This is a genomic window from Butyrivibrio proteoclasticus B316, assembly GCF_000145035.1.
Classification (GTDB): Bacteria; Bacillota; Clostridia; order Lachnospirales; family Lachnospiraceae; genus Butyrivibrio; species Butyrivibrio proteoclasticus.
On the sequence record NC_014387.1, the window covers coordinates 1,778,231 to 1,803,623 of the forward strand.

Consider the following 25,393-nt stretch of genomic DNA (forward strand, 5'->3'; position numbering starts at 1 on the left):
CTTATCGTCTAGACAGTTCATCAGTTATTTCCTCCCAGCTGACATTTTTCTCAGCCATGAGGACCATCATATGATACAGGAAATCAGACATTTCGTAAACTATTTCATTGGAGCCTTCGTTCTTGGCAGCTATGACCATCTCGGTAGCTTCTTCACCGACCTTCTTAAGGATCTTATCAAGTCCTTTATCAAAAAGATAATTGGTATAAGAGCCTTCTCTAGGGTTGACCTTTCTGTCCTTAATAACATCAAATACGCTGTCAAGGACTTTCTGAGGATTCTTCTCTGAGTAGTCTTTGGAGGCTATCTCATTAAAGAAGCAGGAATAACTGCCTGTGTGACATGCTGCGCCAATCTGTTTAACCTTGGCAAGAATAGTATCAAGATCGCAGTCGGCTGTTAGTGACATAACATACTGAAAATGCGAACTTGTCTCACCCTTTAGCCACAGTTTGTTTCTGCTGCGACTAAAATATGTCATCTTACCTGTACTTAGAGTTTTATTATAAGCCTCTTCGTTCATATATGCCAACATCAGAACCTGATCTGTTCTGTAATCCTGAACAATTACAGGAACCATGCCATCTGAATTCTTTTTAAGATCAGCAAAGCTAAACTTTGGTTCAAGCCTTAAAATGTCAATTCCATTCTCAAGGCAGACTTCTTTATATTCTGAGATATTCAAGGCATTATCGTTAATAACATTTCCTGATATACCACTGATCCTTGTTTCCATCACAAAAAGTTTATAAGGCTTCTGGGCAAAAGAGCTGTCATCTGTAATAACAGTAATTGGCATTTCGCATTCAGGAAAAGCCTTATTATCTGCATTAAAGCCCACATAAATAAGCTCGCTTACAAACTTTAGGACATCTTCTTTACTTAAATCAATTTGTCTTGGATCACTAAAACATGCGATGATTTTATCTTTGCCAAACTTTTCAGAAACCTCTGTCAGGATTTCAATATTGCCTGTTTTGCTAAAATTTAGACAGGCTTTCTTGCATCCGGCATAGAGAAGTTTCTTGATATCTTCCATTCGCTTCACATTACCGGCCCCAATTACAGGAACATCTGAAGCTTTGCAAATATCTTTTATAATATCAAGTGCTTTTTCATGAGCCCTGTCATCTCCTGCAGCCGAGAGATCAAAAACAATTATTCCGTCGACATTTGAATTTGAATATTCCTGTGCAAGAATCGCAGGATCATTGTTAATAACTGTTGGATCACTAAATGATCTTACAGCCTTTTCATCCTTTAAAAAAATTGAAGCTAAGAATCTTTTCTTGTAATCTGACATCAAAGTGCTCCTTTTGTACTGAGAACATCGGTAATTCTAAGGTCTATTGTAGTTGCTTCATCAAGTGCCTTGGAAAAAGCTTTAAACAAGGCTTCTATTTTGTGGTGATCATTGTGGCCTGTAATGATCCTAAGGTGAAGATTCATACCTGCCGAATAAGACACTGCATAGAAAAACTCTCTGACCATCTGAGTATCAAAATCACCAACCATAGGGGATGAAAACTCTCCATCCATAACAAAGTAAGGACGTCCGCTTAAGTCTATTGCGCACATTACAAGCGTCTCATCCATAGGAAGGATCATGCTTCCATAGCGCTTTATGCCCTTTTTATCTCCTACAGCCTGTGCAATAGCTTGTCCAAGTACAATTCCGGTATCTTCTACTGTGTGATGACAATCAACATTAAGATCTCCCTTAGCCTTGACAGTTAGATCAAATAAACCGTGCCTGGTAAATCCATCAAGCATATGATCAAAAAATCCATTACCTGTTTCTATGTTGCTAATTCCCGAACCATCAATATTAAGTGAAATAGAAATATCCGTTTCCTTGGTCTTTCTTGCAACTGTTGATACACGTTTCTCCATAGATAGTGTCCCCTTAAATTAATTCAACAAAATATTGTTAATTTAACTTATTAAAATAAAATAACTTGCAGTTTATATTCGTTTTAGAAAGTTAACTTGCAATATCAAACGTTTAATTAAAATATCACGTGTTGTGTTTTAATTATTCACCATATCAGTCAGTAAAAATTAACTAAATTTTGACTTATTATAGTTTTCTTTAAGCAAATTATTTTTCAAATCTCACTGCTATGGAATTAGCGTGAGCTGTAAGGCTTTCTTCTTTTGCAAACAGTTCAATATCCTTGTGAACCTTTTCAAGTGCCTCTCTTGAATAGGCAATAATACTGCTCTTTTTCATAAAGTCGTCAACGTTAAGCGGTGAGAAAAATCTAGCAGTTCTATTTGTAGGAAGAATGTGATTAGGGCCCGCAAAGTAGTCTCCAAGGGGCTCTGAAGAATATTCTCCAAGGAAAATAGCTCCTGCATTTTTAATCTTGGTCATGACCTCAAAAGGATTAGAAGTTATTATCTCCAGGTGCTCAGAAGCAACTGCGTTAGCAGCATCTATAGCATCTTCCATAGTGTCTGCGACAAATATATAACCGTAGTTTTCAAGAGATTTGCGGATTATATCTGCTCTTGATAAGGTCTTTAATAATTCCTCAATTTCGTTTGAAACCTCGTCAGCAAGCTTTTGGGAAGTAGTTACGAGAATTGCACTGGCAAGCTCATCGTGTTCAGCTTGAGAAAGCAAATCTGCAGCTACATATCTTGCCCTTGCTGTATCATCTGCAAGTACAAGAATCTCACTTGGGCCAGCTATTGAGTCAATTGAAACATGTCCAAAACAAGCCTTTTTAGCAAGAGCAACAAAAATATTACCTGGACCAGTGATCTTATCTACTTTTGGAATACTCTCAGTTCCAAATGCCATTGCAGCTATTGCCTGAGCTCCGCCAACTTTGTATACTTCATCAACTCCTGCTATATCAGCAGCTACAAGTGTTCCAGGGTTAACTGAGCCATCTGCCTGAGGCGGAGTACACATTATAATACGTTCAACTCCTGCAACCTTGGCCGGAACAACATTCATAAGAACACTTGATGGGTAAGCAGCTTTACCACCGGGAACATAAACTCCGGATATTTCTATCGGCAGGATTCTCTGCCCTAAAATACTTCCATCTTCTTTTGTTTCTATCCAGGAATTACGCTTTTGTTTTTCGTGAAATACCCTGATGTTATCAGCGCTTTTTTTCATCACCTCAATAAAATCAGGTGAAAGCTTTGCGTAGGCATCTTCTATCTCCTGTCTGGTAACCGTAACTTTAGATGCGTCAAGCTCACATTTATCAAACTTAAGCGTGTAATCAAATAAAGCCTTATCTCCGTTAATTCTGACGTTTTCAATTATCTCATTAACAGTTTGTTCATACTGCGTATAGCTTCCGGGATTTCTGTTTAATAGATTTCCAAGTAACTCCTGTTTTGTCTTGGAATTTAACTGCAAAGTCTTCATTTATGATAAATTCTCCTTCATGTCATTAATAAGTTTTCTGATTCTCTCGGTTTCCATCTGCATGCTGACCTGGTTTACAATCATTCGTGCTGATAAAGGACATATTTCTTCAAGCACTTCAAGGCCATTTTCTCTAAGTGTAGAACCTGTCTCAACTATATCTACGATTACATCAGAAAGATTAACTATAGGGCCAAGCTCTACTGATCCATTTAGCTTAATAATATCGACCGTCTGATGTTTTTTGTTAAAAAAGTAATCCTTTGCAATATTAGGATACTTGCTTGCAACTCTGATCATCTCTCTATGGGCCAAAAGCTCTTTGGCATCATGAGGTCCGCAAACGCACATCCTGCATTTTCCAAAGCCAAGATCAAGGACTTCATATACCCTTCTGTTTTCCTCTAAAATAGTATCTGCGCCTACAATACCGATATCCGCAGCGCCATATTCTACGTATGTGGGAACATCAGGGCCTTTCGCCAAAAAGAATTTGAGCTTAAGCTCTTCATTTGTAAAAATAAGTTTTCTGGTCTTCTTATCAAGTATCTCTTCGCAGGAAATACCACATTTATTTAATAATTCCATTGTGGAATCAACAAGTCTTCCTTTGCCAAGAGCAAATGTCAAATATCGCATAAATCCTCCGTTACTCAGCCTTAAGTACAACGTTTCTGCCTTGATTTCTAAGTGCATTAGCTTTATTAAGTGCTGATTCAAAAGTTTCCTGTGTATAGGTAATTGTTTCGATTTCAGTATTGTTTTCAACCTTTATGCCCTGTCTGTACAAAGCAGACATAAGGTCATCAACTATAATAGAAAAGCCTATCGCCGGTGCATCTGTGCCATATTTGCCCAGAAGATTGTCATATCGGCCGCCTTTGGCTATAGCATCACCTACACCATAGGTATATGCGCTAAAAATAACACCTGTATAGTAATTAAATCGGCTAAGGATGCCAAGATCAAACGATATGTATTTCTCAACTCCATAATAGGTAAGTACCTTATACAGGTCTTTGAGCCTTTTTATCGCAGCAAGAGATCTCTCATTCTGAACCTGACTTGCGGCTTTTTCGAGAGCATCATCAGAACCTATAAACTCAGAAACCTTGACTATAAGCTCACTATACTTATCAGGTATATTTTTTTCCCTCATGATAGCTTCAGCAGCAAAATAGTTTTTACCTATGATCTGTTCACGGATTTCTTCCTCGGTTTCTGGAGTGATTCCTGCTTCTGCACACAACCCTTTATAATAATCAGCATCTCCGACACTGACCTGAAAATCCTGGAGTCCGCTACTCTTCAAAGACTCTATTAAAAGAGCTATCGTTTCCGCATCTGCATAGACAGAGGAATCATTCATAAGCTCAACACCAATGTTGCAGTTTTCTTTAAGCTTTCCCTGAAGATTTGATACGTTTAGGAAAGAATTACCTTCATAACAGACTCTGACTGGATTACCGTTCTCAAGCATGACCTTGGATGCACATCTTGCTATTGAGGGAGTAAAGTCAGGTCTTAAAACAAGAGTATTACCTTCCTTATCAAAGAATTTGTATAGTTCCTTGGTATCAGAAGCGTTTATTTCCTCTGCAAATACGTCAAAGAACTCAAAAGTTGGAGTTTCTATTGATGAATAGCCAAAGCTCTCCATCTTGTCATGAATCTTATTTATAATGTATTTCCTGTCACTACATTCCTTACCATAAATATCTCTTACTCCATCCGGAGTATGTAATAGGATTTTGCTCATAAACACCTCTTTAAATCAAAACGCTTTATTACTGTGCAGTGCTACTATGCTAATCTGTTATCATAGTAAAAAGAATAACCTATAAAAATATTCATGTCAACAACAAAAAATTACCTGTCATCCAAATCTCTTTGAATGAGATCCAGATATGGGATAAGAATTCCGGAATCTCCCGGTGATCTTATGATGTAATCATCGGAAAGTTCATCTCTTCTAAAGCTCTTTCTGCCACCGTTTTCAGCTCTTTCCCAGAATTCCTTAAGTCTCCTGAAAGGTAAATAATAAAATTCATTAAGTGAGGTAAAATAAATAAGAAAAAAAGCGATTCCATCCTGGCGTTCAAAATCAGACATGAAACGCACCTGATGAGGATGGATATTTTCGAGAGTAAAAGTTGTATAAGCACATTCCTTGGCATCAAAACAAACAGGAATTCCCTGTACCGCTCCAATATAGTCAACGGTACTTTTCTGGTCGAAGTAAGCAAGTGTTATGTGCCTTGTTTCTTTTTCAATATTGATGGGAGTAATAGGAGTTGGGATTTTCTGTATAAGAGCAAGTCCCAATTCCTGATATCTCTCATTAGAACGATTTATAAGTTCCTCTAAAGTGGAACCACGCAGACCTCTTGATTTCCAAGTAGGCATATTACCCCTTTCCGATAATACTTCCAAAAGTATCAGGAAGCTCAGCAATAAATTCTTTTCCTGCGATATCGCAAAATACATCATTTAAATCTTTGGGAAGAACCAGCCTGTAACTGTGAAGAAGCTGATATTTAAGCCCTTTAACAGGACTTCCACCATATTTGACATCACCAATTATAGGATGACCGATACTCTGAAGATGAGCTCTGATCTGATGAGGCTTTCCTGTTATCAGTTTTACTTCCAAAAGTGTCATATCAAGGTCATAATAGTACCTTACAGGCTTATATTCGGTCTCAATGTATGAGTACCTGTCATCACCCGGATCCGATGTTTTAATAAACACCTTGTTCTTCTTTTCATCTTTATAAAGAAAACCCTTAAGCTCAGAAGATTCCGAGATTTGTCCTGTGACTATTGTACGATAGTACTTATGTAAGGTCCTGTCTTTGAGCATATTGTTCATAGTTCTTGCGCCCAGCAATGATTTGGCACATATGACAAGACCACTTGTATTTCTATCAAGCCTATTGCAAATTGACGGCTTATATGTCTCAAGTTCAGAAGGTGTTATTAAATTGTTAGTAAGCATGTATCCGATAAGCCAATCGTTTAAGCTATCATCGGTATCCTTGGATTTTTGAGAAAGAAGACCTGCCGGTTTATCTACAAATATAACATGTTTATTTTCGTAAATAACCTTAAGTTCACCTATCTTCTTGTAGCTTGAAATTTCTCTTTTGCAATAATCCTGTATATCTGAACGTGAATTGCTGTTATTTCCTGACTGTGTGCTGTCTGTAGAAATTCCCCTGAATTTTTCAAGAGTTTCATCGGCAAAGAAAATGCATATAACATCATTGGATGCAAGTTTCTCCGTGCCGGAAGCTTTTTTGCCGTTAAGAGTTATATTCTTTTTTCTGAGCATTTTATAGATAAAACCCATGGAAGCATTAGGCAAATATGATTTCAAAAATCCATCCAAGCGCTTATCTGATTCATTATTACCAATTACTATTTCCTTCATATAACCACCAATTACAGAGAAATGGATAAAAGAACTGATGCCGGAGTCTGAACCGTACCGGGAACCCAGTCATCTTCTATTTTGAAAGGATCAATTCCTTTATTGGCACGCAGCTGTTCAAGCTGGTCAAGTCTGTCACAGTATTTATCAATATCATCAAAGACTTTGATACTATAGCTTGCATATCCGCTTTGAGCTACCATCTTTTTGATGTGCTTCTCACAGTCAAGTGTATCCAGATTCTGATCAGCACTATAACAACAAATATTCTTATCAAGAACTGTAGATGCATTTACATAAAAATTCTTATCATAAGAGGTAATGATATGATCGTAGTGAATAAGAAGACCGCAAGCATGCTCCATTATTCTTTGATGATCTCTTTCACTGCATTCTTTTGCCTTAATAAGCATTATCATATTAACTGCGCTCCATCCTGTCGGAAGGCATCCAAGCGCAGCAATTATACTAAATACACTTTTCTGAGAATGGTGTATCAAAAGACCTGTCAAAAAGATTCCAACAGTTATCGCAAGGCAAATAGCTGTTCTGATGATCGCAACCTTTCTGCCATGTCTGATATAACCAAAATCTCCCTTGTAAACTCTTTTCATAAATTAAATCAAACTCCTAACTGCTTAAGTTCTTCCTGGGTTAACTGTCTGTACTCACCAGGTTCTAGCGTCTCGTCCAAAATTAGCGGCCCCATGGACAGTCTCTTTAAAAACAAAACCTCATTCCCTACTGCTTCCATCATACGCTTAACCTGATGAAATCTACCTTCATGAATGATCAGGTGAACAACAGGTCTATTCTCATCATCCTCATCCATACGAACAACTCTTGCAGGCAGTGTGTAATCAATCTCACCATTATCTTTGGTATCACCAATATTCACGCCCTTTTCAAGACTTTCGATATCCTTGTCAGATAAATCTTTTCGCAGATGTACTTCATATACTTTATCAACATGCTTTTTTGGTGATAAAAGTCTATGTATAAGACCACCATCATCTGTTAAGAGCAAAAGTCCTTCTGTATCTATATCAAGTCTTCCGGCAGGGCTTAATCCTTTTACATTTTCTTCCTGCAAAAGATCAAGAACAGTAGTATTTCTGCCGTCTGTTGTAGCAGATACTACTCCCTGAGGCTTATATAACATGTAGTAGTGATATTTACTGTATCTGAGAGTTTTGCCGTCAAAAGAAATCTCGTCATTATTCTCATCAACATGTATGTCAGGCCTGGTTACAACCTCTCCGTTAACACTACATCTTCCATTTTTTAAATATTCTTTTATTTGCTTGCGGGTACCGATATCAAACAGTCCCAGAAATTTATCTAGTCTCAATAGCTACCTCATTACTCTGTTTGTATAATTCATAATTATTATAGGCTCTGCAGACAATATTCGATAATCTGCTTGATGTAGGAATCTTAACATTAAAAGACTGTGTCTTTTTGCTGCTGTCCCACATCTGAAGTGTGCTGAAGGTTTTGCCACCATCATAGCTGTATGAAAAATAAATCACAGGACTCTGAGAGTCATAAGCGGACATTTCAACCAAAGCGTTTCTGCTCTCTGAGTCAAAGGCAAGAACTTTTATATCACAAACTTCAGGATCAGTGATATCCTGATGTACTCTTTTTGAAGGCTTAGACACTGTATTATAAGTCAGATTACTAAAATCATTGCCATTTACAGAAGATTTTAATTTGAAATATTTGGCAACAGCTGTAGCATCCGCTACGCCAAGACTATTAATGAAATCCTGTCCTTTTAGGTATTGAACGTCATAAGCATGATCAAGATAGCAGTGTTCAATGATATCACACGGAATTCCCCTTGAAACACAATGTCTTATGATTCCATAGTAGTCCTTGCCTGTACTTCCTATTTTGGACTTAACGCCTTTTTGATATAAACCAAGCTCTGCAAGTTCTGCGCTCTCCAAAAGTCCAAAGGTCTGACCTTTCTGATAAAAGTTACCAAATGCCGAAGTCCAGACTTCTGAGCCGTAGAAATCATGCTCACTGGAAGCGTTAAAATGAATACTAAATACAAAATCTGCATTTACACTCTGAGCAAACTTTGCTCTATCTTCAAGACTGTTAACAGCATCCTTGGTTCTTGTCAGATAAACAGTAACATTATCATACTTTTCAAGTTCTGTTTTCATGGCATTGGCGACCTGAAGAGTAAGATCTTTCTCTACAAAGCCATTATATATAGCTCCCAGGTTTCTATCACCTGTTCCGCCGTGTCCGGGATCAATAACTACAACTGTCTGTTTGCTGGCTGCAAAGCCTGTAATATCTGACATTTCAAGAGACATACATGCAGCCATGATAAAGGTTATAAAACAAGCTAATACTCTTTTCATACAAATCCCCAATCAATTAAAAAGTAAAGCTGCCGCATAAGCGACAGCCTAAAATCTGTTAGTTGAGCATATCCAAATTCAAAGCAGCCTGCTCAGGCACTTCACTTGTAGCTTCAGTTACTCCGCCTGTAGCTGGTGCTTCAGTCCTGATAACTTCAGGTGGTTTTAAATCTGATCTGTTTGATCTGATAACCTCGCTATATTGTGTAAGAGCAGAAAGAATACTATCATTACTCTGATTAACTGAACTTATGATATTTTCTGTATTCTGTTTAACTGATGCGATTATATCATCATTATTCTTGCTGGTTGCATCAATAGACTGTGAAATAATATCCTCAACTCCAGCAAGAAGCTGATCTGTATACTGTACAGCAGCAGCCTTCATATCATTGGCTTCGAGCATTGCTCTGTCCAGTATTTCCTTGGCCTGAGCTGCAGCCTGAGAAACCACTTCATTAGCCTGAGCATAGGCCTGCTGCATGATCTCATGTTCATTGATAAGCTCATTAGTATGAGCAGTAGCTTCATCAATCAGGTTCTGAGCTTTCTGCCTGGCATCATTTAAAATAGCCTCTTTATTACTGATAATCTTCTGATATCTCTTGATTTCTTCGGGAGTCTTACTGCGAAGTTCCCTTAAAAGTTCATCAATTTCTTCCTTGTTGACAATGATCTTAGTCTGTGAAAGTGGCTGAGGCTTGCAGTTATCAATATATGTCTCAATTTCATCAATAAGCTGCTCAATCCTACTTGTCATTTATTTATCCCCCTACTATCGCTTATTTGGTTCTGTCATGTCCGTATTTGTTGTATAACTCTTCTGCCACAAAATCTGGAACGCAAGGAGTAATATCCCCATTATAACTTGCTATCTCTTTTACAACAGAACTGCTAAGATACGAATACTTAAGATTTGTAGTCAAAAAGACTGTATCTACTTCATTATGTGATAACTCTCTATTGGTCTGGGCTATCTGAAGTTCATATTCAAAATCAGTTATAGCACGAAGTCCTCTTACGACAATATGTATATTTTTCTCTTTACAATAGTTAATAAGAAGACCATCAAAAGACTCAATAACCACGTTATCAAGGTCTTTAACAGACTCTCTTATCATTTTAACACGTTCATCAAGCGTAAACAATGGAGTTTTCGCGGAATTGCACATTACTGCAACGATAACCGTATCAAACATACGGGATGCGCGCCTTATAATGTCCAAATGACCGTATGTTACTGGATCAAAGCTTCCAGGATATACTGCAGTCTTCATTTTCAAGCCTTTCTATAAACAAAAACATGTTTGTTTGATTTGTATTCTTTTTCTCTTCTAACTTCAAATCCAAGATCAGAAACAAAAGAAAAATCCATTTCCAAAGGACTTTCGATAATGATCATGGTATTCTCAGTTACAAAATTAAGTGACGAGAGCTGTGAAAGCGTACGTTCATAGAGATCCTCATGATATGGAGGATCGATGAATATAATATCAGCCTCTTCCTCATGAATATTCCTAAGGCCTATAACTACATCCTGCTTGAGGACAGTTGAGACATCTTCAAAATGTGTGGTCTTAAGATTAGTCATGATGCATTTATAACTGCTCATGGCATTATCAATAAAATACGCCTTTTTAGCTCCTCTTGATAAAGCCTCGATTCCTATTCCGCCGCTTCCTGCATACAGGTCAATGAATACAGAACCTGGAACCTGGAGCTGGATCATATTAAATAGTGTCTCTTTGATCCTGTCCTGTGTAGGTCTTGTATCATTACCTTCAGGAGTGACAAGTTTAAGCCTTCGTGCGCTTCCTGCAATTACTCTCATAATCTCACCTTTGTACCCTTTGTATCTCGACTTGTAACTTTCAGATGTCCAAGTTCCAAAGTCTTATCGTTATGCTCAATAGCTTTTTCTTCCATATCATTCAGGTAAAAGACATCTCTTATAAAATCATTTTTGCCAAGTCTCATACCTCTTACACCGACAGCTGCTTTCTTTTTCTCCGGAATTGTATCTACATAAAATCTTAGGAAGAAGCCATCATTAGATCTAAGTATTACCGTCTTCTGTTCGTGGAGAATCTCAACATTTACTACTTCATCACCATCCGCAAGCTTGGTGGCAGCAACAGTTCTCTTGGAAACATCAAATTCACCGCCATCAACTATCTTCATCATAGACATCTTTGTAGTAAACAAAATCCTGTACAGATTAAGGTCTGACTGACTGGCAGCCATAATTATTGTTTCCTTGGCTGTGTCAAAATTGCTGACATTGTCAATAGGAATGCCTTTATCTCTCATCTTGCCCTGAGGAAGATCCATAGCCTTGACTGTATGGAGATTTCCTGTATTAGTAAAGAAACATACCTTACCGGTATTCTTCATGATAAAGGAGTACTTAAACTCTGCCTGAATAGTTTCTTTATTCTTCTCATAGGTTGATGCATCAATTGTCTTGGCATAGCCAAATCTGTCCATAATAAATGCAACATCCATTTCTTCAACAGGCTTTTCTTCATAAACTGCAGTTTCTCTGTTATCTATAACAGTCTTTCTGTCAGCCTTAAATTCTTTTTTGATCTTGTTCAGGTCACTCTGAATAACCATAGCCATAGAGTCATGGTTTTCAAGAATATCCTCATATTTGTAAATATTGGCAACTGTCTGCTCATGTTCCTTAACAAGGGCTTCAAGTTCAAGACCAATAAGTTTATAAAGTCGCATTTCAAGTATTGCATCAGCCTGAGCTTCTGTGAAAAGAAGCTGGGCTGCCATAGCCTTAGATTCTCTGGACTTGAAATTGATGCCTTCGGTCTCTCCGTTAACAAGGCAATTCTTGGCCATGGCTCTATCTTTGGATCCGCGAAGTATCTCAATGACAAGGTCAATTACATTGCAAGCCTTGATAAGACCTTCCTGAATCTCTTTCTTGTCCTGTTCCTTCTTAAGAAGTGTCGTATACTTTCTGGTTGCGGTCTCGAACTGGAAGTCAGCGCATGCTCTCATTATTTCTCTAAGAGACATGGTTTCAGGTCTTCCATTATCTATGGCAAGCATGTTGACACCAAATGTATCTTCAAGTTTGGTCTTCTTGTAGAGAAGATTAGTAAAGTTCTCTACATTGGTGTCCTTTTTGAGCTCGATGACAATACGTATGCCTTCCTTGGATGACTGGTTGGAAATATCTATAATATCATTAGTTATCTTCTTCTCAGCAAGCTCTGCTACATCTGACATGAACTTGCCTATTCCCATACCGATCATAGTATAAGGTATTTCGGTAATGACAAGATTGATATGTCCGTTCTTGCCCTTCTCTGTCTCAACCTTACCACGGATCCTGATCTTACCTACTCCGGTCTCATATATCTCAAGAAGCTCATCCTTATTGATCACTATTCCACCTGTAGGAAAATCAGGTCCCTTTATATATTTCATGAGATCTTTGGTAGTAAGAGTATCATCCTGCATAAATGCAATCTCAGCATCAATAACCTCCGCAAGGTTGTGTGGAGGTGTACTGGTTGCCATACCTACTGCAATTCCCTCTGATCCGTTTATAAGAAAATTAGGAATCTTAACAGGAAGAACTGATGGTTCTCTTTCAGTCTCATCAAAGTTCGGAACAAAATCTACTACATTTTTATCAAGATCCTCCAGGAAATTCTCCTGAGTTATCTTGGAAAGTCTGGCCTCAGTATATCGCATGGCAGCGTGTGAATCGCCTTCGATGTTACCAAAGTTACCATGTCCGTCTACCAGTGGCAGGATTTTCTTGAAATCCTGAGTCATAACAACAAGACAATCATAAATTGAGCTGTCACCATGAGGGTGATATTTACCCATGGTATCGCCGACGATTCTGGCACTCTTTCTATATGGTCTGTCATAACGAAGTCCCAGCTCATACATATCGTATAAGGTTCTACGCTGAACAGGCTTAAGTCCATCTCTTACATCAGGCAGAGCACGAGCTACAATAACGCTCATGGCATAGTCTATGAAAGACTTCTGCATAATGTCAGAGTATTCGGTTTTAATAATTCTATCTTCCATTTACTTTCCCCATAAATAAATATGTGCAGTCTTTAAAGTCATATAACGCTTACCTGAGGAAAGCTGTATATGACTTAAAAGAACTTATATATCAAGCTCAGCATCTGTTGCATGCTGATGGATAAACTCTCTTCTCGGAGGTACATCTACTCCCATGAGAAGTTCTGTTATCTGTGAAGCCATCTTGGCATCTTCAATCTCAACTGCCTTGAGCATTCTTCGTTCAGGATCAAGAGTGGTCTCCCAAAGCTGCTGAGCATCCATTTCACCAAGACCTTTATATCTCTGAAGAGTAAAGTTGCCCTTATGAGTAGCTCTATACTTGGCAAGTGCAGAATCATCATACAGATATTCTTCTTTGCCTCTTGCAGGCATTGCCTTATAAAGAGGAGGCATAGCAACATACACATGCCCCTGATAGATCAGCTCAGGCATAAATCTATAGAACAGAGTCAGCAACAGAGTGGAAATATGCTCACCATCTACGTCGGCATCTGCCATGATTATGATTTTGTCATAGCGCAATTTATTGATATCAAAATCGTTACCATAGCCTTCGGAAAAACCGCATCCAAAAGCATTGATCATAGTCTTGATCTCTGCATTGGCAAGAACTTTATCAATACTGGCCTTCTCAACGTTGAGAATCTTACCTCTGATTGGAAGGATTGCCTGATAGTTTCTGTCTCTTGCCATCTTGGCACTACCACCGGCAGAATCACCCTCTACTATGAATATTTCACACTTAGAAGCATCTTTACTGATACAGTTTGCGAGCTTACCATTTGAATCAAAAGAATACTTCTGTTTGGTAAGCATGTTAGTTTTGGCTTTTTCTTCTGTTTTCCTTATTTTGGCAGCTTTTTCTGCACATCCGATTATAGCCTTAAGAGTTTCCAGATTTCTGTCAAAGAATCTGGTCATCTCATCGTTAGTAATCTTAGACACAACCTTGGCAGCATCCTGATTATCAAGCTTGGTCTTGGTCTGACCTTCAAATCTTGGATCAGGATGTTTGATAGAAATAACAGCTGTCATACCATTTCTTACATCTGTACCTGTGAAGTTATTATCTTTATCCTTGAGGATATTGAGTTCTCTGGCATACTGATTGATTATGTTGGTGAACATAGTCTTAAAGCCGGTAAGATGTGTTCCTCCCTCGGCATTATAAATGTTATTACAAAAGCCAAGCACTTCTTCATGGAACTCATTGACATACTGGAAAGCAACTTCTACCTCTACGCCTTCGCTCTCGCCGCTAAAAGAAACAACGTCGTGTACAGCTTCCTTGGATTTATTCATATCCTTGATAAATCCTGTAATTCCATCAGGCTCATGGAATTCAATATATTCTTCAACTCCCGGTCTCTTATCCTGAAAAATAATTGTAAGAGAAGGATTTAGATAAGCTGTTTCGTGAAGCCTTGACTTAATGTCATCTTCCTTAAATCTTGTTTTCTCAAAGATCGTATCATCCGGTAAAAAATTAATAGTAGTACCGGTTTCTCTTGTGCTGCCAACCGGAGTTAAAAGTCCATTTACAAGCTTGGTTGTAGGTATTCCTCTCTCGTAGGAATCCTCGTATATAAACCCATCTTTTTTGATGCGGACATTCATCCTGGTTGAAAGCGCATTAACAACTGATGAACCAACACCATGCAATCCACCACTTGTTTTATAAGCATTATTATCAAATTTACCACCGGCATGAAGCATAGTCAGAACAACACGCTCAGCTGTAATACCCTTAGCGTGCATGCCTACAGGAATACCTCTACCGTTATCTTCTACAGTTGCTGAACCATCAGCTTCAAGAGTCACATGGATTTGTGTGCAGAAACCTGCAAGATGCTCATCCACTGCATTATCAACTATCTCATAAACCAGATGGTTGAGACCACGAGTGGTAACACTTCCAATGTACATACCAGGACGCTTTCTTACTGCCTCGAGCCCTTCTAGTACGGTAATACTGGAAGCATCATATTGTTCAAATGAAGCCATGTTAAAAACCCCTTTTTCAAAACTTTTTACATACAAATTATCAGTTCATCAGAAATGAACTTTTTTAGTAACTGTAACAGCCAGAGCGCCTGGCCCGATGTGACATGCTACAGAAAGAGAAAGCGGATCCATGTGTATTTCTACACCGGGGAAAGCTTCCTCAAGCTCTTTTTTCCAGGCATTAGCTGAATCAAGATCCTTGGTATAAGCACAAGCTAGCCAGAAGTCTTTATTATCCCAGCCGCCAAATCTGTTCTCTATATCTGTCTTAATAGCATTTATCATAATGTTCTTGCCCTGAGAGCTTGTTCTGGCCTTGGCAAAAGCATCAAGCTTCTCACCCTGAATTTGAAGAACAGGCTTGAGCCTTAAAAGAGTACCAAGCGCTGCTGCAGCAGGAGTTATTCTGCCGCCTTTTTTGAGGTAGTACAGAGTATCTAGCATAATATAAATACTGGATTCAAATTTATTATCCATTAGTTTCTGAACGATTTCTTCAGCTGACAATCCTGCCTCAGCCATAGCCTTGGCATCAAGAGCAGACTGTCTCTGAGTAACAGAGATACGCTGATTATCTACTACAAAAACTTTTCCTTCATATTCTTCATTAGCAATCATCATTGCACTCTGACAAGAACCGGATAATCCGCTGCTCATTGGGATATAGATAATCTGGTCATATTCTTCAAGCACCTTATCCCAAAGTGTCATAAGCGAATCAGGTGAAGGCTGGCTTGTAGAAACGCCTGCATCCTCAGCCAATTTGTCATAAAACTGCTCCTGAGATAAATTAATATCTTCAAAAAAATCCTCGTTATTGATTGTAAAAGGCATAGGAACTACAAAAATACCCAGTTCCTGTCCTTGAGACTGCGTGATACCACTATTACTGTCAGTTACTACTGCTATCTTAGACATGTTATCCCCTGTCCCGGCAAATTGCCGATACTACTCCTATTTTCATAATCAACTAAAAATATCTTACTTTTATAAAGTTGCAAAGTCAACCAAATTTGCAGATTTTGTGGCTATTTTATCTCTAAGTACACTATATTGTGTAGATAATAGTTCGGGATCTTCTGATAGAATTCTATCAGCATCCATTGCTGATTCTTTTACCAGGTCAGAATCATGATAAATATCGCCAAGTCTGAAATTAAGGTCTCCACTTTGTCTGACGCCAAACAGATCCCCCGGCCCTCGCTGCCTCAAATCCTCCTCTGCAATCTTGAATCCGTCATTTGTCTTATTCATAATATCAAGACGCTTTTTGGCATCATCACTTTCTGAAGTATTCAAAAAGATACAATATGACTGATATTTACCTCTGCCTACTCTTCCTCTTAGCTGGTGAAGCTGTGAAAGGCCAAACCTTTCAGCATTTTCAATCATCATCACTGTTGCATTTGGAACATTTATTCCAACTTCAATTACAGTAGTTGAAACAAGAACATCTATATCTTTTCTGGCAAAAGCCTCCATGATTTCATCCTTCTGTGCAGGTTTCATCTTGCCATGAAGCATAGCAACACTAATATCAGGTGGAAGATTCTGCCTAAGAGTCTCTGTATAGTCAACAACATTTGTAACGCCATCCATTTCGCCTTCTTCTATCATCGGACAGATTACATAGGCTTGTCTTCCCGCTTCAACCTGATCCTTAATAAACTTGTAGGCAGTAGGCCTGTATTCGGTTCCAACAACACAATTCTTGATAGGCAGCCTTCCACCAGGAAGTTCATTTATCACAGAAATGTGAAGATCACCGTACAAAATGATAGCAAGAGTCCTTGGAATCGGTGTTGCACTCATTGCAAGCACGTGTGTATTTAGTCCTTTACCTGCAAGTGCTTCTCTTTGTCTGACTCCAAATCTGTGTTGCTCATCTGTTACGACAAGTGCCAGATTTTTATAGCTCACTTTTTCCTGTATAAGCGCATTTGTTCCTATTATGCAATTTGCTTCGCCTTCACTTATAAGCCTTTGAGCTTCCTTTTTGTCTTTGGCAGAAAGAGCTCCTGTTAAAAGAATTGGCTTCAAATGCTGTATGTTATATTTGTCTATAAGTTCCTTGAAATTCTCAAAATGTTGCGCTGCCAGTACTTCTGTAGGAGCCATAAGAGCCCCCTGGTACCCGTTAGCAGCAGTTGTTAAAAGAGCCAGCATGGCAATAACCGTTTTGCCGGATCCAACATCCCCCTGGATAAGCCTGTTCATAACAGAAGGCCCCTGCAGATCATTTTGAATATCTTTCCAAGCAAGGGACTGAGCATTTGTAAGTTTATATGGCAAAACCTCTAACAGCCTTTTTGTCTCAGATACTTCAACCATCGGAAAAGAATTGGATATTTCTTCCTGCGTCATCTTAAGGAGGCGTAGTTTAAGAACAAATAAAAGAAACTCATCATAAGCAAGTCTTCTTCTGGCTTCTTCAAGCTTTTTATCATTTTCCGGAAAATGAATACTCCTTGCAGCTTCTGAATAACCTATAAGAGACAGTCTATCAAGTATTGTTTGAGGCACAAATTCCTCAAGCTTACCAATATTTAAAAAAGCCTGTTCAACTGCTTTGATCACTATATTATTAGTAAGACCTTTTACTAGCGGATATCTTGGCATAAGTCTGCCTACAAGAGAAGCATATTCTTCCTGAGAATACATCTTGGGCTGATCCATGGTATAAAAAGATCCTTTTTTCTGGACCATTCCTCTAAAAATATGAGTAGTACCGCTTTTTAGAGAAGATGCAAGATAAGGAGCATTAAAATACGTCATCTTAATTTTGCCAGTCTGGTCTGCAGCTTCAAAAGCTATGATTGACAGGTTTCTGACTCTTCGTTTAATAATGCTTCCGATTATTGTAAGCTTAACAGAATTGATCTGGCCAGGTCTTACATCTGATGCTCTTACAGGTATCTCATAACCGTCATAGCACCTTGGATAATAAGATAAAAGATCTCCAACTGTCCTGACACCACATTTTTCAAATAACTTGGCGGTTTTCTCTCCGATACCTTTTAAGTTTATGACATTTTCGTCCAGTTCTCTGCTTCCCAAAATAAGTACTCCTAAAAATATGTCGTTTGTATAATAAGTCTTAAAAAGAAAAAATCGGGCCTAAAACTAGACCCGACTTTATTATCGCATATTTTATTCAGCTGAAACAATATAATAATAAATTGGCTGACCACCAAACTGAAGCTCTACGTCACACTGAGGGAACTTCTCGCTTACTCTGTTCCTAAGCTCGTCAGCATCCTTCTCATCAACATCGCTTCCGTAATAAATGCTGATAAGCTCAAGATCATCATTCATCATCTTACCAAGCATATCAAAGGTTACGTCAGCAATTTCTCCGCCAACAGCAAGGATTCCAGCATCACCGATTCCCATGTAATCACCCTGCTTGATCTCTACATCATCAATCTTGGTGTCTCTGACAGCATATGTTACTTCACCGGTATTAACAGTCGAAAGTGACTCTGTCATAGATGCTACTACTTCCTCAACAGGAGTTTCAGGAACATAATTGATAATTGCTGTAATTCCCTGAGGAACAGTCTTGGAAGGTACTACTACAATCTTCTTGCCATCTGTGTTGTCCTCAGACATAATAGCTGCCTGATTAGCTGCAAGGATTATGTTCTTATTATTAGGAAGAACAATAACTGTATCGGCATTAACCTTATCTACTGCATCAAGGATATCTGCAGTACTAGGGTTCATAGTCTGGCCACCTTCAATTACATAATCTACTCCAAGACCTCTAAAGATCTCTGCAAGACCTGAACCTGCACATACAGTTACAAATCCAATCTCTTTGCGAGGTTCTGCAGGAGCAGCTTTCTTGCCAGCTAAATCAACTGTTTTTCCAAGAGGAATATCGTCGTCCTTGGAATATGTAGGTGTAAGTTCTGCAGCGCCATTGATCTCTGTTTTGATCTCTGCCCATGAACCATCATTATTCTCATGGAAGAGCTTCTCTCTATGTTCCATTCTCATGTTGTCAATCTTCATATTGGAAAGCTGGCCATACATAAGCGCTCTCTGAATAGCAAGACCAGGGTCATTAGAATGAACATGAACCTTACAGATTTCATCATCTGCTACTAAAACAATACTATCACCAATGGATTCAAGGAATCCCTTGAAATCGATTTCCTGTTTAACATTAAGTGGCTTATTGAGAAGAACAATAAACTCTGTGCAATAGCCGAACTTGATATCTTCCTCTTTGGCTTCTGCCTTAGTTCTTGCACCTGGTGTTACTTGTTCCTCAGAAATAGAAAGATCTATCTCTTTGCCAAGGAAGCCATCAAGTGCTCCCTTGAGAACCTGCATAAGTCCCTGGCCGCCTGAGTCAACAACTCCAGCCTGTTTAAGCACAGGAAGCATATCAGGAGTCTTGGAAAGAACCTCATCTGCATACTTAATAACTTCTGATGCAAACTTCTCTATATCCTGAACACCTTCAGAAGAAAGCTCACGCGCCTTCTCAGCTGCGCCCTTAGCTACTGTAAGAATTGTTCCTTCCTTGGGTTTCATAACAGCCTTGTATGCAGTCTCTACTGCCTTATCAAAGGCATCAGCAAGGATTTTGACATCAACTTCGTCATGAGCCTTGACAACCTTGGTAAATCCACGGAGAAGCTGAGACAAGATAACTCCGGAGTTACCTCTTGCTCCTCTAAGTGAGCCGGAAGAAATAGCTTTACAAATTGCCTCCATATTGGCAGCATCACCAAGATTACTAACTTCCTTGGCTGCAGACATTATGGTCATTGTCATATTTGTACCGGTATCTCCATCAGGAACAGGGAATACATTAAGTTCATTGATCCATTCCTTTTTAGCCTCAAGGTTCTTGGCACCGGTCAAAAACATTTTTGACAGCATCTTAGCGTCAATAGCATTGTTACTCAAAATAAAAATCCTCCTAGAACTTGCAATCGAATTAGTCTATTACACGGACGCCTTCAATGTAGATGTTGATCTTCTCGATTTCAAGCCCCGTAAATTCCTCTACTTTATATTTAACTGTACTGATAAGATTTTCTGATACAGCAGAAATACTAACTCCATAAGCTACTATAACATGGAAGTCAAGCTTAAGCTTATTACTCTCGTCAAGAGTAACATTTATACCTCTTGTCATAGAATCAAGCTTGAGCAGGCTGACAAGTCCATCCTTGACATTAACATTAGCCATTCCAACGATGCCAAAGCACTCCATGGCAACAGCGCCTGCGTACTGGGCAATAACTTCATTATCAATAGAAATATTTCCCATATGCGTATTCACTATAGAAGCCTTCATATAATTCCTCCTTAATAATGCCATTTTTTCGCATACATATAGTATTATAATAGCAGTTTTATAAAAAAACCACCATATTTTTTGAAATATTTGCTTGCAATTATATTTACTTTCTGCTAATATATCAATGTTGCGGATACAGCGCACGTATTAGATTTAAACATTACATGGCTTATAAGGAGGTGTCAAAATGGCTAAATGTGATATTTGTGGCAAGGGCGTTCATTTCGGAAACAACGTAAGCCATTCTCATAGAAGATCTAATAGAGTTTGGAAGTCAAACGTTCAGCACGTTGCTTGTAAGGTTAATGGCTCTACTAAGAGAATGCACGTTTGTTCAAGCTGCCTTAGATCAAACAAAGTAGAAAGAGCTTGAGTTTAAACTGAAGTCAAAAATTACCACCTGAGTAATCAGGTGGTTTTTTGTTGTTCAACAAGAATTTGTTCCGCATTTACTAATCATACTGTAAATGCAAACAGCGCGAGTTTAGATATGATCAGTTCTCTCACAATAATTCCAAGTCTTATCTTCTCTTCCGGAGAAATCTTGGATAATTGTTCAATGGTATAAACCTTTTCTTTAAATCCCCTGCTATGATCCTCCGGCTTTTTATACTGAGATACGCGAATTCTGGCTTTTAGCTGCTTATATATCCTGTAATCATATTTTTGAGTATCCAGATAGAATAAGTGGCTCTCAAGCGTAGTATCATAATCAACATCATCTTTTATGTACTTGGTTATGATTGTTTTGAATTTGAAAGGGACCATTTCATTATTTAAGAGCTCGTTATAATTATAGCAAGCTCCAAAATAATACCTTTCTATATCCTGCATGTAATACTTAAAATCGTCTTCATTAACTATATTATTCATTCTGTGTTTTCTTTTTTTCGCCACTTTCAAGATCTTCAATGTTGTCACCGCTAAATTTGATGGCACTTCTGATTTTGTCTTCGTCCCATCCGGTTTCATCCATTAGTTCCTTGACAGTAACCTTTCTCCTAAGATCCTGCGCCAGTTCACTTGCCTTGTCAGCAACTTCCTGAACAAGCTTAAGCACTTTCTGTTCTCCTGCATCTTCTGCAAGATTGCTCTCAATAACTGCTTCCATCGCATCAAGCATCAGCTTGTACAAAAAACCTTCAACTTCCTCGGGTTCTCCAACAGCATCGAGCATAGTCACGCCTTTAGTAAGAGCAAAATTTCCCTCTCCTATTAAGTCTTCAAGATATACTCCCTGTTCTGTGTACATTCTGGCTACATCAACAACAAGAGGCAAAAAACATTCGATCAACTTACTCTGAGCCTCTTTATCACCGGATATTGCAGACATCTCTATAGCTCTTTTCTCTCCATCAGTATATTCAGGAAGTTCTTTGAGGCTTTCCAAATAATCATTAAGATAATTGGTCTCTTCATCCGTTAATTCTTCATCAGTAAAAACAGCTTCTTCATCAAGGCCAATCTTGTGTTCCTTCAAATAATCAAACACCATTTCAAACTGCTTATCATCAAGGTCAAGCTCTGAAAAAGCAGATCTGACTTCTTCACTGGTGATCATATTCTTGTTTTCTCTGGCAGTTCTTGTAACAAGTTTGAGTATTTCCGCAAACTCTTTTTCTTTATTGTCTATATTTCCCATGATACTCCTTTATTTAACATGCTGATGCGTAAAAAGGTGATCCTGACAGTACTCGTAGTTGCCATTACACTTAGAACAGAATCTGAACTCAAGATTCGGATTAGTCTCCTCTGTCCTGCCACATACAGCACATTTATGTCTTGTAACTCCTTTTGGAGTCATCCTTGCATTCCTTTGAAAATCAGCTCTTCTCTTTACTTCCTTGGGTTTAAATCTTGTCAACTTACCAAGCTGTAAATAGAAAAGAAGTAAATTAAGAAGCTGTGATCCAATAGCAAAGAAAATACCAAAATTAGCAATTCTAAGACCTGAGATTCCTTCCCAGACAAGCAGAACACCATATGCAATACCCATGTACTTAACCTTGATAGGTATTATAAACATTAGTAAAACCTGCACATCAGGATAAAGAATCGCAAAGGCAAGAAATACTACCTGCTGGATATAATAAACATTAAAATAGGATGAGGTGACAGCCATAATACGCGCAACCTCATCAGGCGCGATAACATAATAAATACCATAAGCAAGAAAAGCACCTATGATCATCAATATAAATCCGCTAAAAATGAACAGATTATATCTAAATGTCCCTATGGTACGTTCCATATTGGAACCGACAAAGTAGTAGAAAATAAGTGTGATTATAACCAAAAAACTAACAGCTGTCGGTGGAATAATAAGCCATGAAAAAAGTCTCCACACCTGTCCATGAAGAATCCTCTCAGGATTAAGCGAAAGATAATATGTAAGATTCATACTTGAGGGAGCAAATCCAACAAGTACATAACCAATTGCATAAAGAGCAACAATATACATGGAAAGATTTGGAATAGCGTACTTTCCAAATCTTCTCTCAAGGTCATTTATTAACTTATTCATCAGATTGATACCTCGTTAAGATTTCTGAAGACATCAGCTGTTACAGCAACAATTGGAATGCTGGCCTTATCTGATTCATCAAGATTGCGGATCTGTCTGCACACTTCATAGCCTTCAGTATTAGGTGCCTGAATATCAATCAAAACGCAATCAAAATATCCGGCCGGAGCTGCATTTATTATATCAACAGCCTCCGTTCCATCGGTTGCTATCTGAACTTCGAAACCTACTCTCTTCATTATTTTGGCAGCAGAAACCTGGATATCTTTGAGCCTGTCAACAATCAAGACTCTGCTACCCTTAAAATTATACCTGTTAATTGTGTCATTTATGTTTTTATCTGATGAATTTTTAAGGTCATTAATAAACTGTCTGAAATTTACATTCTGGTTATGCCCCAAAAATCGTCCATTTTCAACATTACTAAGATCGTTTATATCATCAATCAGCCACAGTAAATGCTCGCAGGATTTATTTACTCTTCCAAGAAAAGCAACTGCATTTTCTTCTTCAACATGCTGATATGCCATATTTACATTTGAAACAATTCCCTCAACTGAATTATGCATATCCTCAGATAGTTTAGTCAGGAAATGTGTTTTGGAATTATTAGCATCTTCCATAACGCTTCTTGCAGCCTCTTTTTCTCTGATTGTCAAAGCTGCTCTGTTTTTATCTCTTAGGAACAGGATCAGTAACAGTATTACAATAATAGTGGCCATAATAGTGATAATCCATAGATTATCAACAATTCCGTCTATTACCGAGTAATGATATAGTTTGACCGAATATTGGTATGCAAGGTTAGTCGCAAAATCCTGGCCCACAATATCAATGCCACGATTAAACAGCTTTAGAAGCCCCTCATTACCTATTCGCACACCAAAGCACCTGTTATCACTGTAACTGAGCTGCCTGAAAGACAGATTTCTGTATGCTCTGTTTTTGAGTATATCATTTGTCCTAAGACCGTTAAGTGTAGTACATTTAGCATTTCCGGTTGCAACAGCGTTAAGACACGCTTCAGTTGAAGGGTAAAAAGACACTGTAGCATCAGGATAGTGAAGCTTAATGTAGTAATACTGCATTCTGTTGTTCTCATTGACAGCAAAATCTGTATTAGAAGAACTAACATATTTACCACTATATATAAGGTTTGTAATCGAAGACGACACAGGATTGGACAAATTCAATCCATCTTCCTCTGAATAAAAGAGCCCGCCACCAACAGGAAATGCAACATCAATGTTATTGTCAGTTAGCGCCAGAGTCATATCGTCATAACTATCAAATCCTATATATGAGACATTAAGACTGTTTATCCCCAAAGTATTGAGAATTTCAGGAACTATATCAGTTACTATACCTTCAACATTTCCATCTTTATTTGTATTGCTGTATGGAAGATAATTATTAAGATACCCTATTCTGAGTTCATGGTTATTACGGAGCCATTCTTTCTCTCTTTGTGTAAACGCCCTGCTTGATAAGCTCATGGCAAAATACTTCTCTCTGAGAAGGCTCACATAATTAGGGTCTTCAATATAGAGCTGTTCCTGTGCATCGTTAAGTTCACTTAATAAATCCGGCCTGTCTTTGTTTACACACAGATAGTAATCTGAAGATCCAAAAGCTGTAAGAATTTCAGCATGATTTCTTCCATAGGTACCATCTGTTTCAGCAGCCATCAGGTCTATTTCTTTTTTATCAAAAGCTGAAAACAAAGCTTCATAGTCATTAAATACAATAACATTAGCTTCTACGTGATTGGTGCTAAGGTACTCACGAAGGGCGTCAAGAATAGCACTATCAAGAACACCAATTTTTTTACCATTTAGAGTTGTCATCATGGTAGTAATATTATTGTCAGACTCATGCTTAACAAGACTGTAATTCTCAGCTCCCATTGGTCTGTCAGGATAAAGGATCAATCCCTGTCGATCATCGGTATAAGCTAGTCCCGCTACAACATCAACTTCACCTTTTAAGAGCATGTCGTAAACTTCAACAAAACTTCCGTAGACATAATCATACTCCCATCCAGTATACTCAGTGAGCTTACGATAATACTCATATGCATAGCCATTCTTGACGGCGTTTTCCGAAGCGCCATCTTCAAATACTTCGTTTTCATAATAACCTACTCGAACTTTTTCAGGTTCTGATGCAGTATTTGCATAAACTGTTTGTGAGGAAAAAATCAGACCAGAAATTATAGATATAAATATGAACAGAAATAAAAACCTTGTTTTCCTAATCATAAAAG

24 protein-coding genes are annotated in these 25,393 nt (G+C 38.2%); 1 reads left to right on the forward strand and 23 read right to left on the reverse strand.

Annotated features, from left to right (window positions below; all coding sequences use genetic code 11):
* Window position 1: 1 nt before the first annotated feature.
* The 19 genes from hisIE to BPR_RS07445 all read right to left on the reverse strand — a co-directional run bounded on the left by hisIE (window position 2) and on the right by BPR_RS07445 (window position 20,600).
* On the reverse strand, window positions 2-1,303 hold the full coding sequence (hisIE, locus tag BPR_RS20375) for a bifunctional phosphoribosyl-AMP cyclohydrolase/phosphoribosyl-ATP diphosphatase HisIE (RefSeq protein ID WP_013280838.1): 1,302 nt from the start codon (window positions 1,301-1,303) through the stop codon (window positions 2-4).
* Window positions 1,303-1,893 (reverse strand): imidazoleglycerol-phosphate dehydratase HisB, encoded by a 591-nt coding sequence (gene hisB, locus BPR_RS07360; RefSeq protein WP_013280839.1) that lies wholly within the window; start codon window positions 1,891-1,893, stop codon window positions 1,303-1,305. The genes hisIE and hisB overlap by 1 nt, the downstream gene beginning before the upstream one ends.
* A gap of 208 nt (window positions 1,894-2,101) precedes the next feature.
* Window positions 2,102-3,394, reverse strand: a complete 1,293-nt coding sequence (gene hisD, locus BPR_RS07365) for a histidinol dehydrogenase (RefSeq protein ID WP_013280840.1) — start codon at window positions 3,392-3,394, stop codon at window positions 2,102-2,104.
* Window positions 3,395-4,033 carry an ATP phosphoribosyltransferase gene (gene hisG, locus BPR_RS07370; protein WP_013280841.1) on the reverse strand — a complete coding sequence of 213 codons (639 nt, stop codon included), beginning with the start codon at window positions 4,031-4,033 and terminating at the stop codon, window positions 3,395-3,397.
* Between the two features lie 10 nt (window positions 4,034-4,043).
* Window positions 4,044-5,153 (reverse strand): ATP phosphoribosyltransferase regulatory subunit, encoded by a 1,110-nt coding sequence (gene hisZ, locus BPR_RS07375; RefSeq protein WP_013280842.1) that lies wholly within the window; start codon window positions 5,151-5,153, stop codon window positions 4,044-4,046.
* 110 nt (window positions 5,154-5,263) lie between these two features.
* A complete protein-coding gene (locus BPR_RS07380; RefSeq protein ID WP_013280843.1) occupies window positions 5,264-5,800 on the reverse strand; it encodes a Holliday junction resolvase RecU in 537 nt (178 codons plus the stop codon).
* A gap of 1 nt (window position 5,801) precedes the next feature.
* The gene (locus BPR_RS07385) at window positions 5,802-6,827 is read right to left on the reverse strand and encodes an RluA family pseudouridine synthase (RefSeq protein ID WP_013280844.1); all 1,026 of its coding nucleotides are present in this window, start codon (window positions 6,825-6,827) and stop codon (window positions 5,802-5,804) included.
* An 11-nt stretch (window positions 6,828-6,838) separates the two neighbouring features.
* Window positions 6,839-7,441, reverse strand: a complete 603-nt coding sequence (locus tag BPR_RS07390; RefSeq protein ID WP_013280845.1) for a hypothetical protein — start codon at window positions 7,439-7,441, stop codon at window positions 6,839-6,841.
* Window positions 7,442-7,449: 8 nt separating this feature from the next.
* Window positions 7,450-8,178 carry a pseudouridine synthase gene (locus BPR_RS07395; protein ID WP_013280846.1) on the reverse strand — a complete coding sequence of 243 codons (729 nt, stop codon included), beginning with the start codon at window positions 8,176-8,178 and terminating at the stop codon, window positions 7,450-7,452.
* Window positions 8,165-9,211: an N-acetylmuramoyl-L-alanine amidase family protein gene (locus BPR_RS19770; RefSeq protein WP_052301810.1), complete on the reverse strand. Its 1,047-nt coding sequence runs from the start codon at window positions 9,209-9,211 to the stop codon at window positions 8,165-8,167. The genes BPR_RS07395 and BPR_RS19770 overlap by 14 nt, the downstream gene beginning before the upstream one ends.
* Window positions 9,212-9,269: 58 nt before the next feature.
* Window positions 9,270-9,971, reverse strand: a complete 702-nt coding sequence (locus BPR_RS07405) for a hypothetical protein (protein ID WP_013280848.1) — start codon at window positions 9,969-9,971, stop codon at window positions 9,270-9,272.
* Between the two features lie 22 nt (window positions 9,972-9,993).
* Window positions 9,994-10,488, reverse strand: a complete 495-nt coding sequence (gene coaD / locus BPR_RS07410; RefSeq protein WP_013280849.1) for a pantetheine-phosphate adenylyltransferase — start codon at window positions 10,486-10,488, stop codon at window positions 9,994-9,996.
* Between the two features lie 2 nt (window positions 10,489-10,490).
* Window positions 10,491-11,042 carry a 16S rRNA (guanine(966)-N(2))-methyltransferase RsmD gene (rsmD, locus tag BPR_RS07415; RefSeq protein ID WP_013280850.1) on the reverse strand — a complete coding sequence of 184 codons (552 nt, stop codon included), beginning with the start codon at window positions 11,040-11,042 and terminating at the stop codon, window positions 10,491-10,493.
* On the reverse strand, window positions 11,039-13,276 hold the full coding sequence (locus BPR_RS07420; protein WP_013280851.1) for a DNA gyrase/topoisomerase IV subunit A: 2,238 nt from the start codon (window positions 13,274-13,276) through the stop codon (window positions 11,039-11,041). The genes rsmD and BPR_RS07420 overlap by 4 nt, the downstream gene beginning before the upstream one ends.
* An 84-nt stretch (window positions 13,277-13,360) precedes the next feature.
* Complete coding sequence (locus BPR_RS07425) at window positions 13,361-15,283, reverse strand: DNA gyrase/topoisomerase IV subunit B (RefSeq protein ID WP_013280852.1); 1,923 nt, start codon at window positions 15,281-15,283, stop codon at window positions 13,361-13,363.
* A 48-nt stretch (window positions 15,284-15,331) separates the two neighbouring features.
* A complete protein-coding gene (locus BPR_RS07430) occupies window positions 15,332-16,201 on the reverse strand; it encodes a DegV family protein (RefSeq protein ID WP_013280853.1) in 870 nt (289 codons plus the stop codon).
* 69 nt (window positions 16,202-16,270) lie between these two features.
* Window positions 16,271-18,340, reverse strand: a complete 2,070-nt coding sequence (gene recG / locus BPR_RS07435; protein WP_013280854.1) for an ATP-dependent DNA helicase RecG — start codon at window positions 18,338-18,340, stop codon at window positions 16,271-16,273.
* Between the two features lie 93 nt (window positions 18,341-18,433).
* Window positions 18,434-20,206 carry a DAK2 domain-containing protein gene (locus tag BPR_RS07440; RefSeq protein ID WP_013280855.1) on the reverse strand — a complete coding sequence of 591 codons (1,773 nt, stop codon included), beginning with the start codon at window positions 20,204-20,206 and terminating at the stop codon, window positions 18,434-18,436.
* Between the two features lie 31 nt (window positions 20,207-20,237).
* Window positions 20,238-20,600: an Asp23/Gls24 family envelope stress response protein gene (locus tag BPR_RS07445; RefSeq protein WP_013280856.1), complete on the reverse strand. Its 363-nt coding sequence runs from the start codon at window positions 20,598-20,600 to the stop codon at window positions 20,238-20,240.
* A gap of 190 nt (window positions 20,601-20,790) precedes the next feature.
* Here BPR_RS07445 and rpmB point away from each other — a divergent pair, with 190 nt between their 5' ends.
* Window positions 20,791-20,976, forward strand: coding sequence for a 50S ribosomal protein L28 (gene rpmB / locus BPR_RS07450; RefSeq protein WP_013280857.1), 186 nt, complete (start codon window positions 20,791-20,793; stop codon window positions 20,974-20,976).
* Between the two features lie 83 nt (window positions 20,977-21,059).
* Here rpmB and BPR_RS07455 read toward each other — a convergent pair whose 3' ends face one another.
* From BPR_RS07455 to BPR_RS07470, 4 genes are read right to left on the reverse strand one after another with little or no spacing between them, the layout of a single operon-like run.
* The gene (locus BPR_RS07455) at window positions 21,060-21,476 is read right to left on the reverse strand and encodes a hypothetical protein (RefSeq protein WP_042256747.1); all 417 of its coding nucleotides are present in this window, start codon (window positions 21,474-21,476) and stop codon (window positions 21,060-21,062) included.
* Window positions 21,469-22,245 carry a DNA-directed RNA polymerase sigma-70 factor gene (locus BPR_RS07460; protein ID WP_013280858.1) on the reverse strand — a complete coding sequence of 259 codons (777 nt, stop codon included), beginning with the start codon at window positions 22,243-22,245 and terminating at the stop codon, window positions 21,469-21,471. The genes BPR_RS07455 and BPR_RS07460 overlap by 8 nt, the downstream gene beginning before the upstream one ends.
* Before the next feature lie 9 nt (window positions 22,246-22,254).
* Complete coding sequence (locus BPR_RS07465; RefSeq protein ID WP_013280859.1) at window positions 22,255-23,127, reverse strand: hypothetical protein; 873 nt, start codon at window positions 23,125-23,127, stop codon at window positions 22,255-22,257.
* Window positions 23,127-25,388, reverse strand: a complete 2,262-nt coding sequence (locus BPR_RS07470; RefSeq protein WP_013280860.1) for a transporter substrate-binding domain-containing protein — start codon at window positions 25,386-25,388, stop codon at window positions 23,127-23,129. The genes BPR_RS07465 and BPR_RS07470 overlap by 1 nt, the downstream gene beginning before the upstream one ends.
* Window positions 25,389-25,393 lie beyond the last annotated feature (5 nt).

Bases quoted from the DNA above. Each gene is read 5' to 3' on its own strand.
- hisIE (WP_013280838.1), bottom strand. From the start codon at position 1,303: ATGTCAGATTACAAGAAAAGATTCTTAGCTTCAATTTTTTTAAAGGAT.
- hisB (WP_013280839.1), bottom strand. From the start codon at position 1,893: ATGGAGAAACGTGTATCAACAGTTGCAAGAAAGACCAAGGAAACGGAT.
- hisD (WP_013280840.1), bottom strand. From the start codon at position 3,394: ATGAAGACTTTGCAGTTAAATTCCAAGACAAAACAGGAGTTACTTGGA.
- hisG (WP_013280841.1), bottom strand. From the start codon at position 4,033: ATGCGATATTTGACATTTGCTCTTGGCAAAGGAAGACTTGTTGATTCC.
- hisZ (WP_013280842.1), bottom strand. From the start codon at position 5,153: ATGAGCAAAATCCTATTACATACTCCGGATGGAGTAAGAGATATTTAT.
- BPR_RS07380 (WP_013280843.1), bottom strand. From the start codon at position 5,800: ATGCCTACTTGGAAATCAAGAGGTCTGCGTGGTTCCACTTTAGAGGAA.
- BPR_RS07385 (WP_013280844.1), bottom strand. From the start codon at position 6,827: ATGAAGGAAATAGTAATTGGTAATAATGAATCAGATAAGCGCTTGGAT.
- BPR_RS07390 (WP_013280845.1), bottom strand. From the start codon at position 7,441: ATGAAAAGAGTTTACAAGGGAGATTTTGGTTATATCAGACATGGCAGA.
- BPR_RS19770 (WP_052301810.1), bottom strand. From the start codon at position 9,211: ATGAAAAGAGTATTAGCTTGTTTTATAACCTTTATCATGGCTGCATGT.
- BPR_RS07405 (WP_013280848.1), bottom strand. From the start codon at position 9,971: ATGACAAGTAGGATTGAGCAGCTTATTGATGAAATTGAGACATATATT.
- coaD (WP_013280849.1), bottom strand. From the start codon at position 10,488: ATGAAGACTGCAGTATATCCTGGAAGCTTTGATCCAGTAACATACGGT.
- rsmD (WP_013280850.1), bottom strand. From the start codon at position 11,042: ATGAGAGTAATTGCAGGAAGCGCACGAAGGCTTAAACTTGTCACTCCT.
- BPR_RS07420 (WP_013280851.1), bottom strand. From the start codon at position 13,276: ATGGAAGATAGAATTATTAAAACCGAATACTCTGACATTATGCAGAAG.
- BPR_RS07425 (WP_013280852.1), bottom strand. From the start codon at position 15,283: ATGGCTTCATTTGAACAATATGATGCTTCCAGTATTACCGTACTAGAA.
- BPR_RS07430 (WP_013280853.1), bottom strand. From the start codon at position 16,201: ATGTCTAAGATAGCAGTAGTAACTGACAGTAATAGTGGTATCACGCAG.
- BPR_RS07445 (WP_013280856.1), bottom strand. From the start codon at position 20,600: ATGAAGGCTTCTATAGTGAATACGCATATGGGAAATATTTCTATTGAT.
- rpmB (WP_013280857.1), top strand. From the start codon at position 20,791: ATGGCTAAATGTGATATTTGTGGCAAGGGCGTTCATTTCGGAAACAAC.
- BPR_RS07455 (WP_042256747.1), bottom strand. From the start codon at position 21,476: ATGAATAATATAGTTAATGAAGACGATTTTAAGTATTACATGCAGGAT.
- BPR_RS07460 (WP_013280858.1), bottom strand. From the start codon at position 22,245: ATGGGAAATATAGACAATAAAGAAAAAGAGTTTGCGGAAATACTCAAA.
- BPR_RS07465 (WP_013280859.1), bottom strand. From the start codon at position 23,127: ATGAATAAGTTAATAAATGACCTTGAGAGAAGATTTGGAAAGTACGCT.
- BPR_RS07470 (WP_013280860.1), bottom strand. From the start codon at position 25,388: ATGATTAGGAAAACAAGGTTTTTATTTCTGTTCATATTTATATCTATA.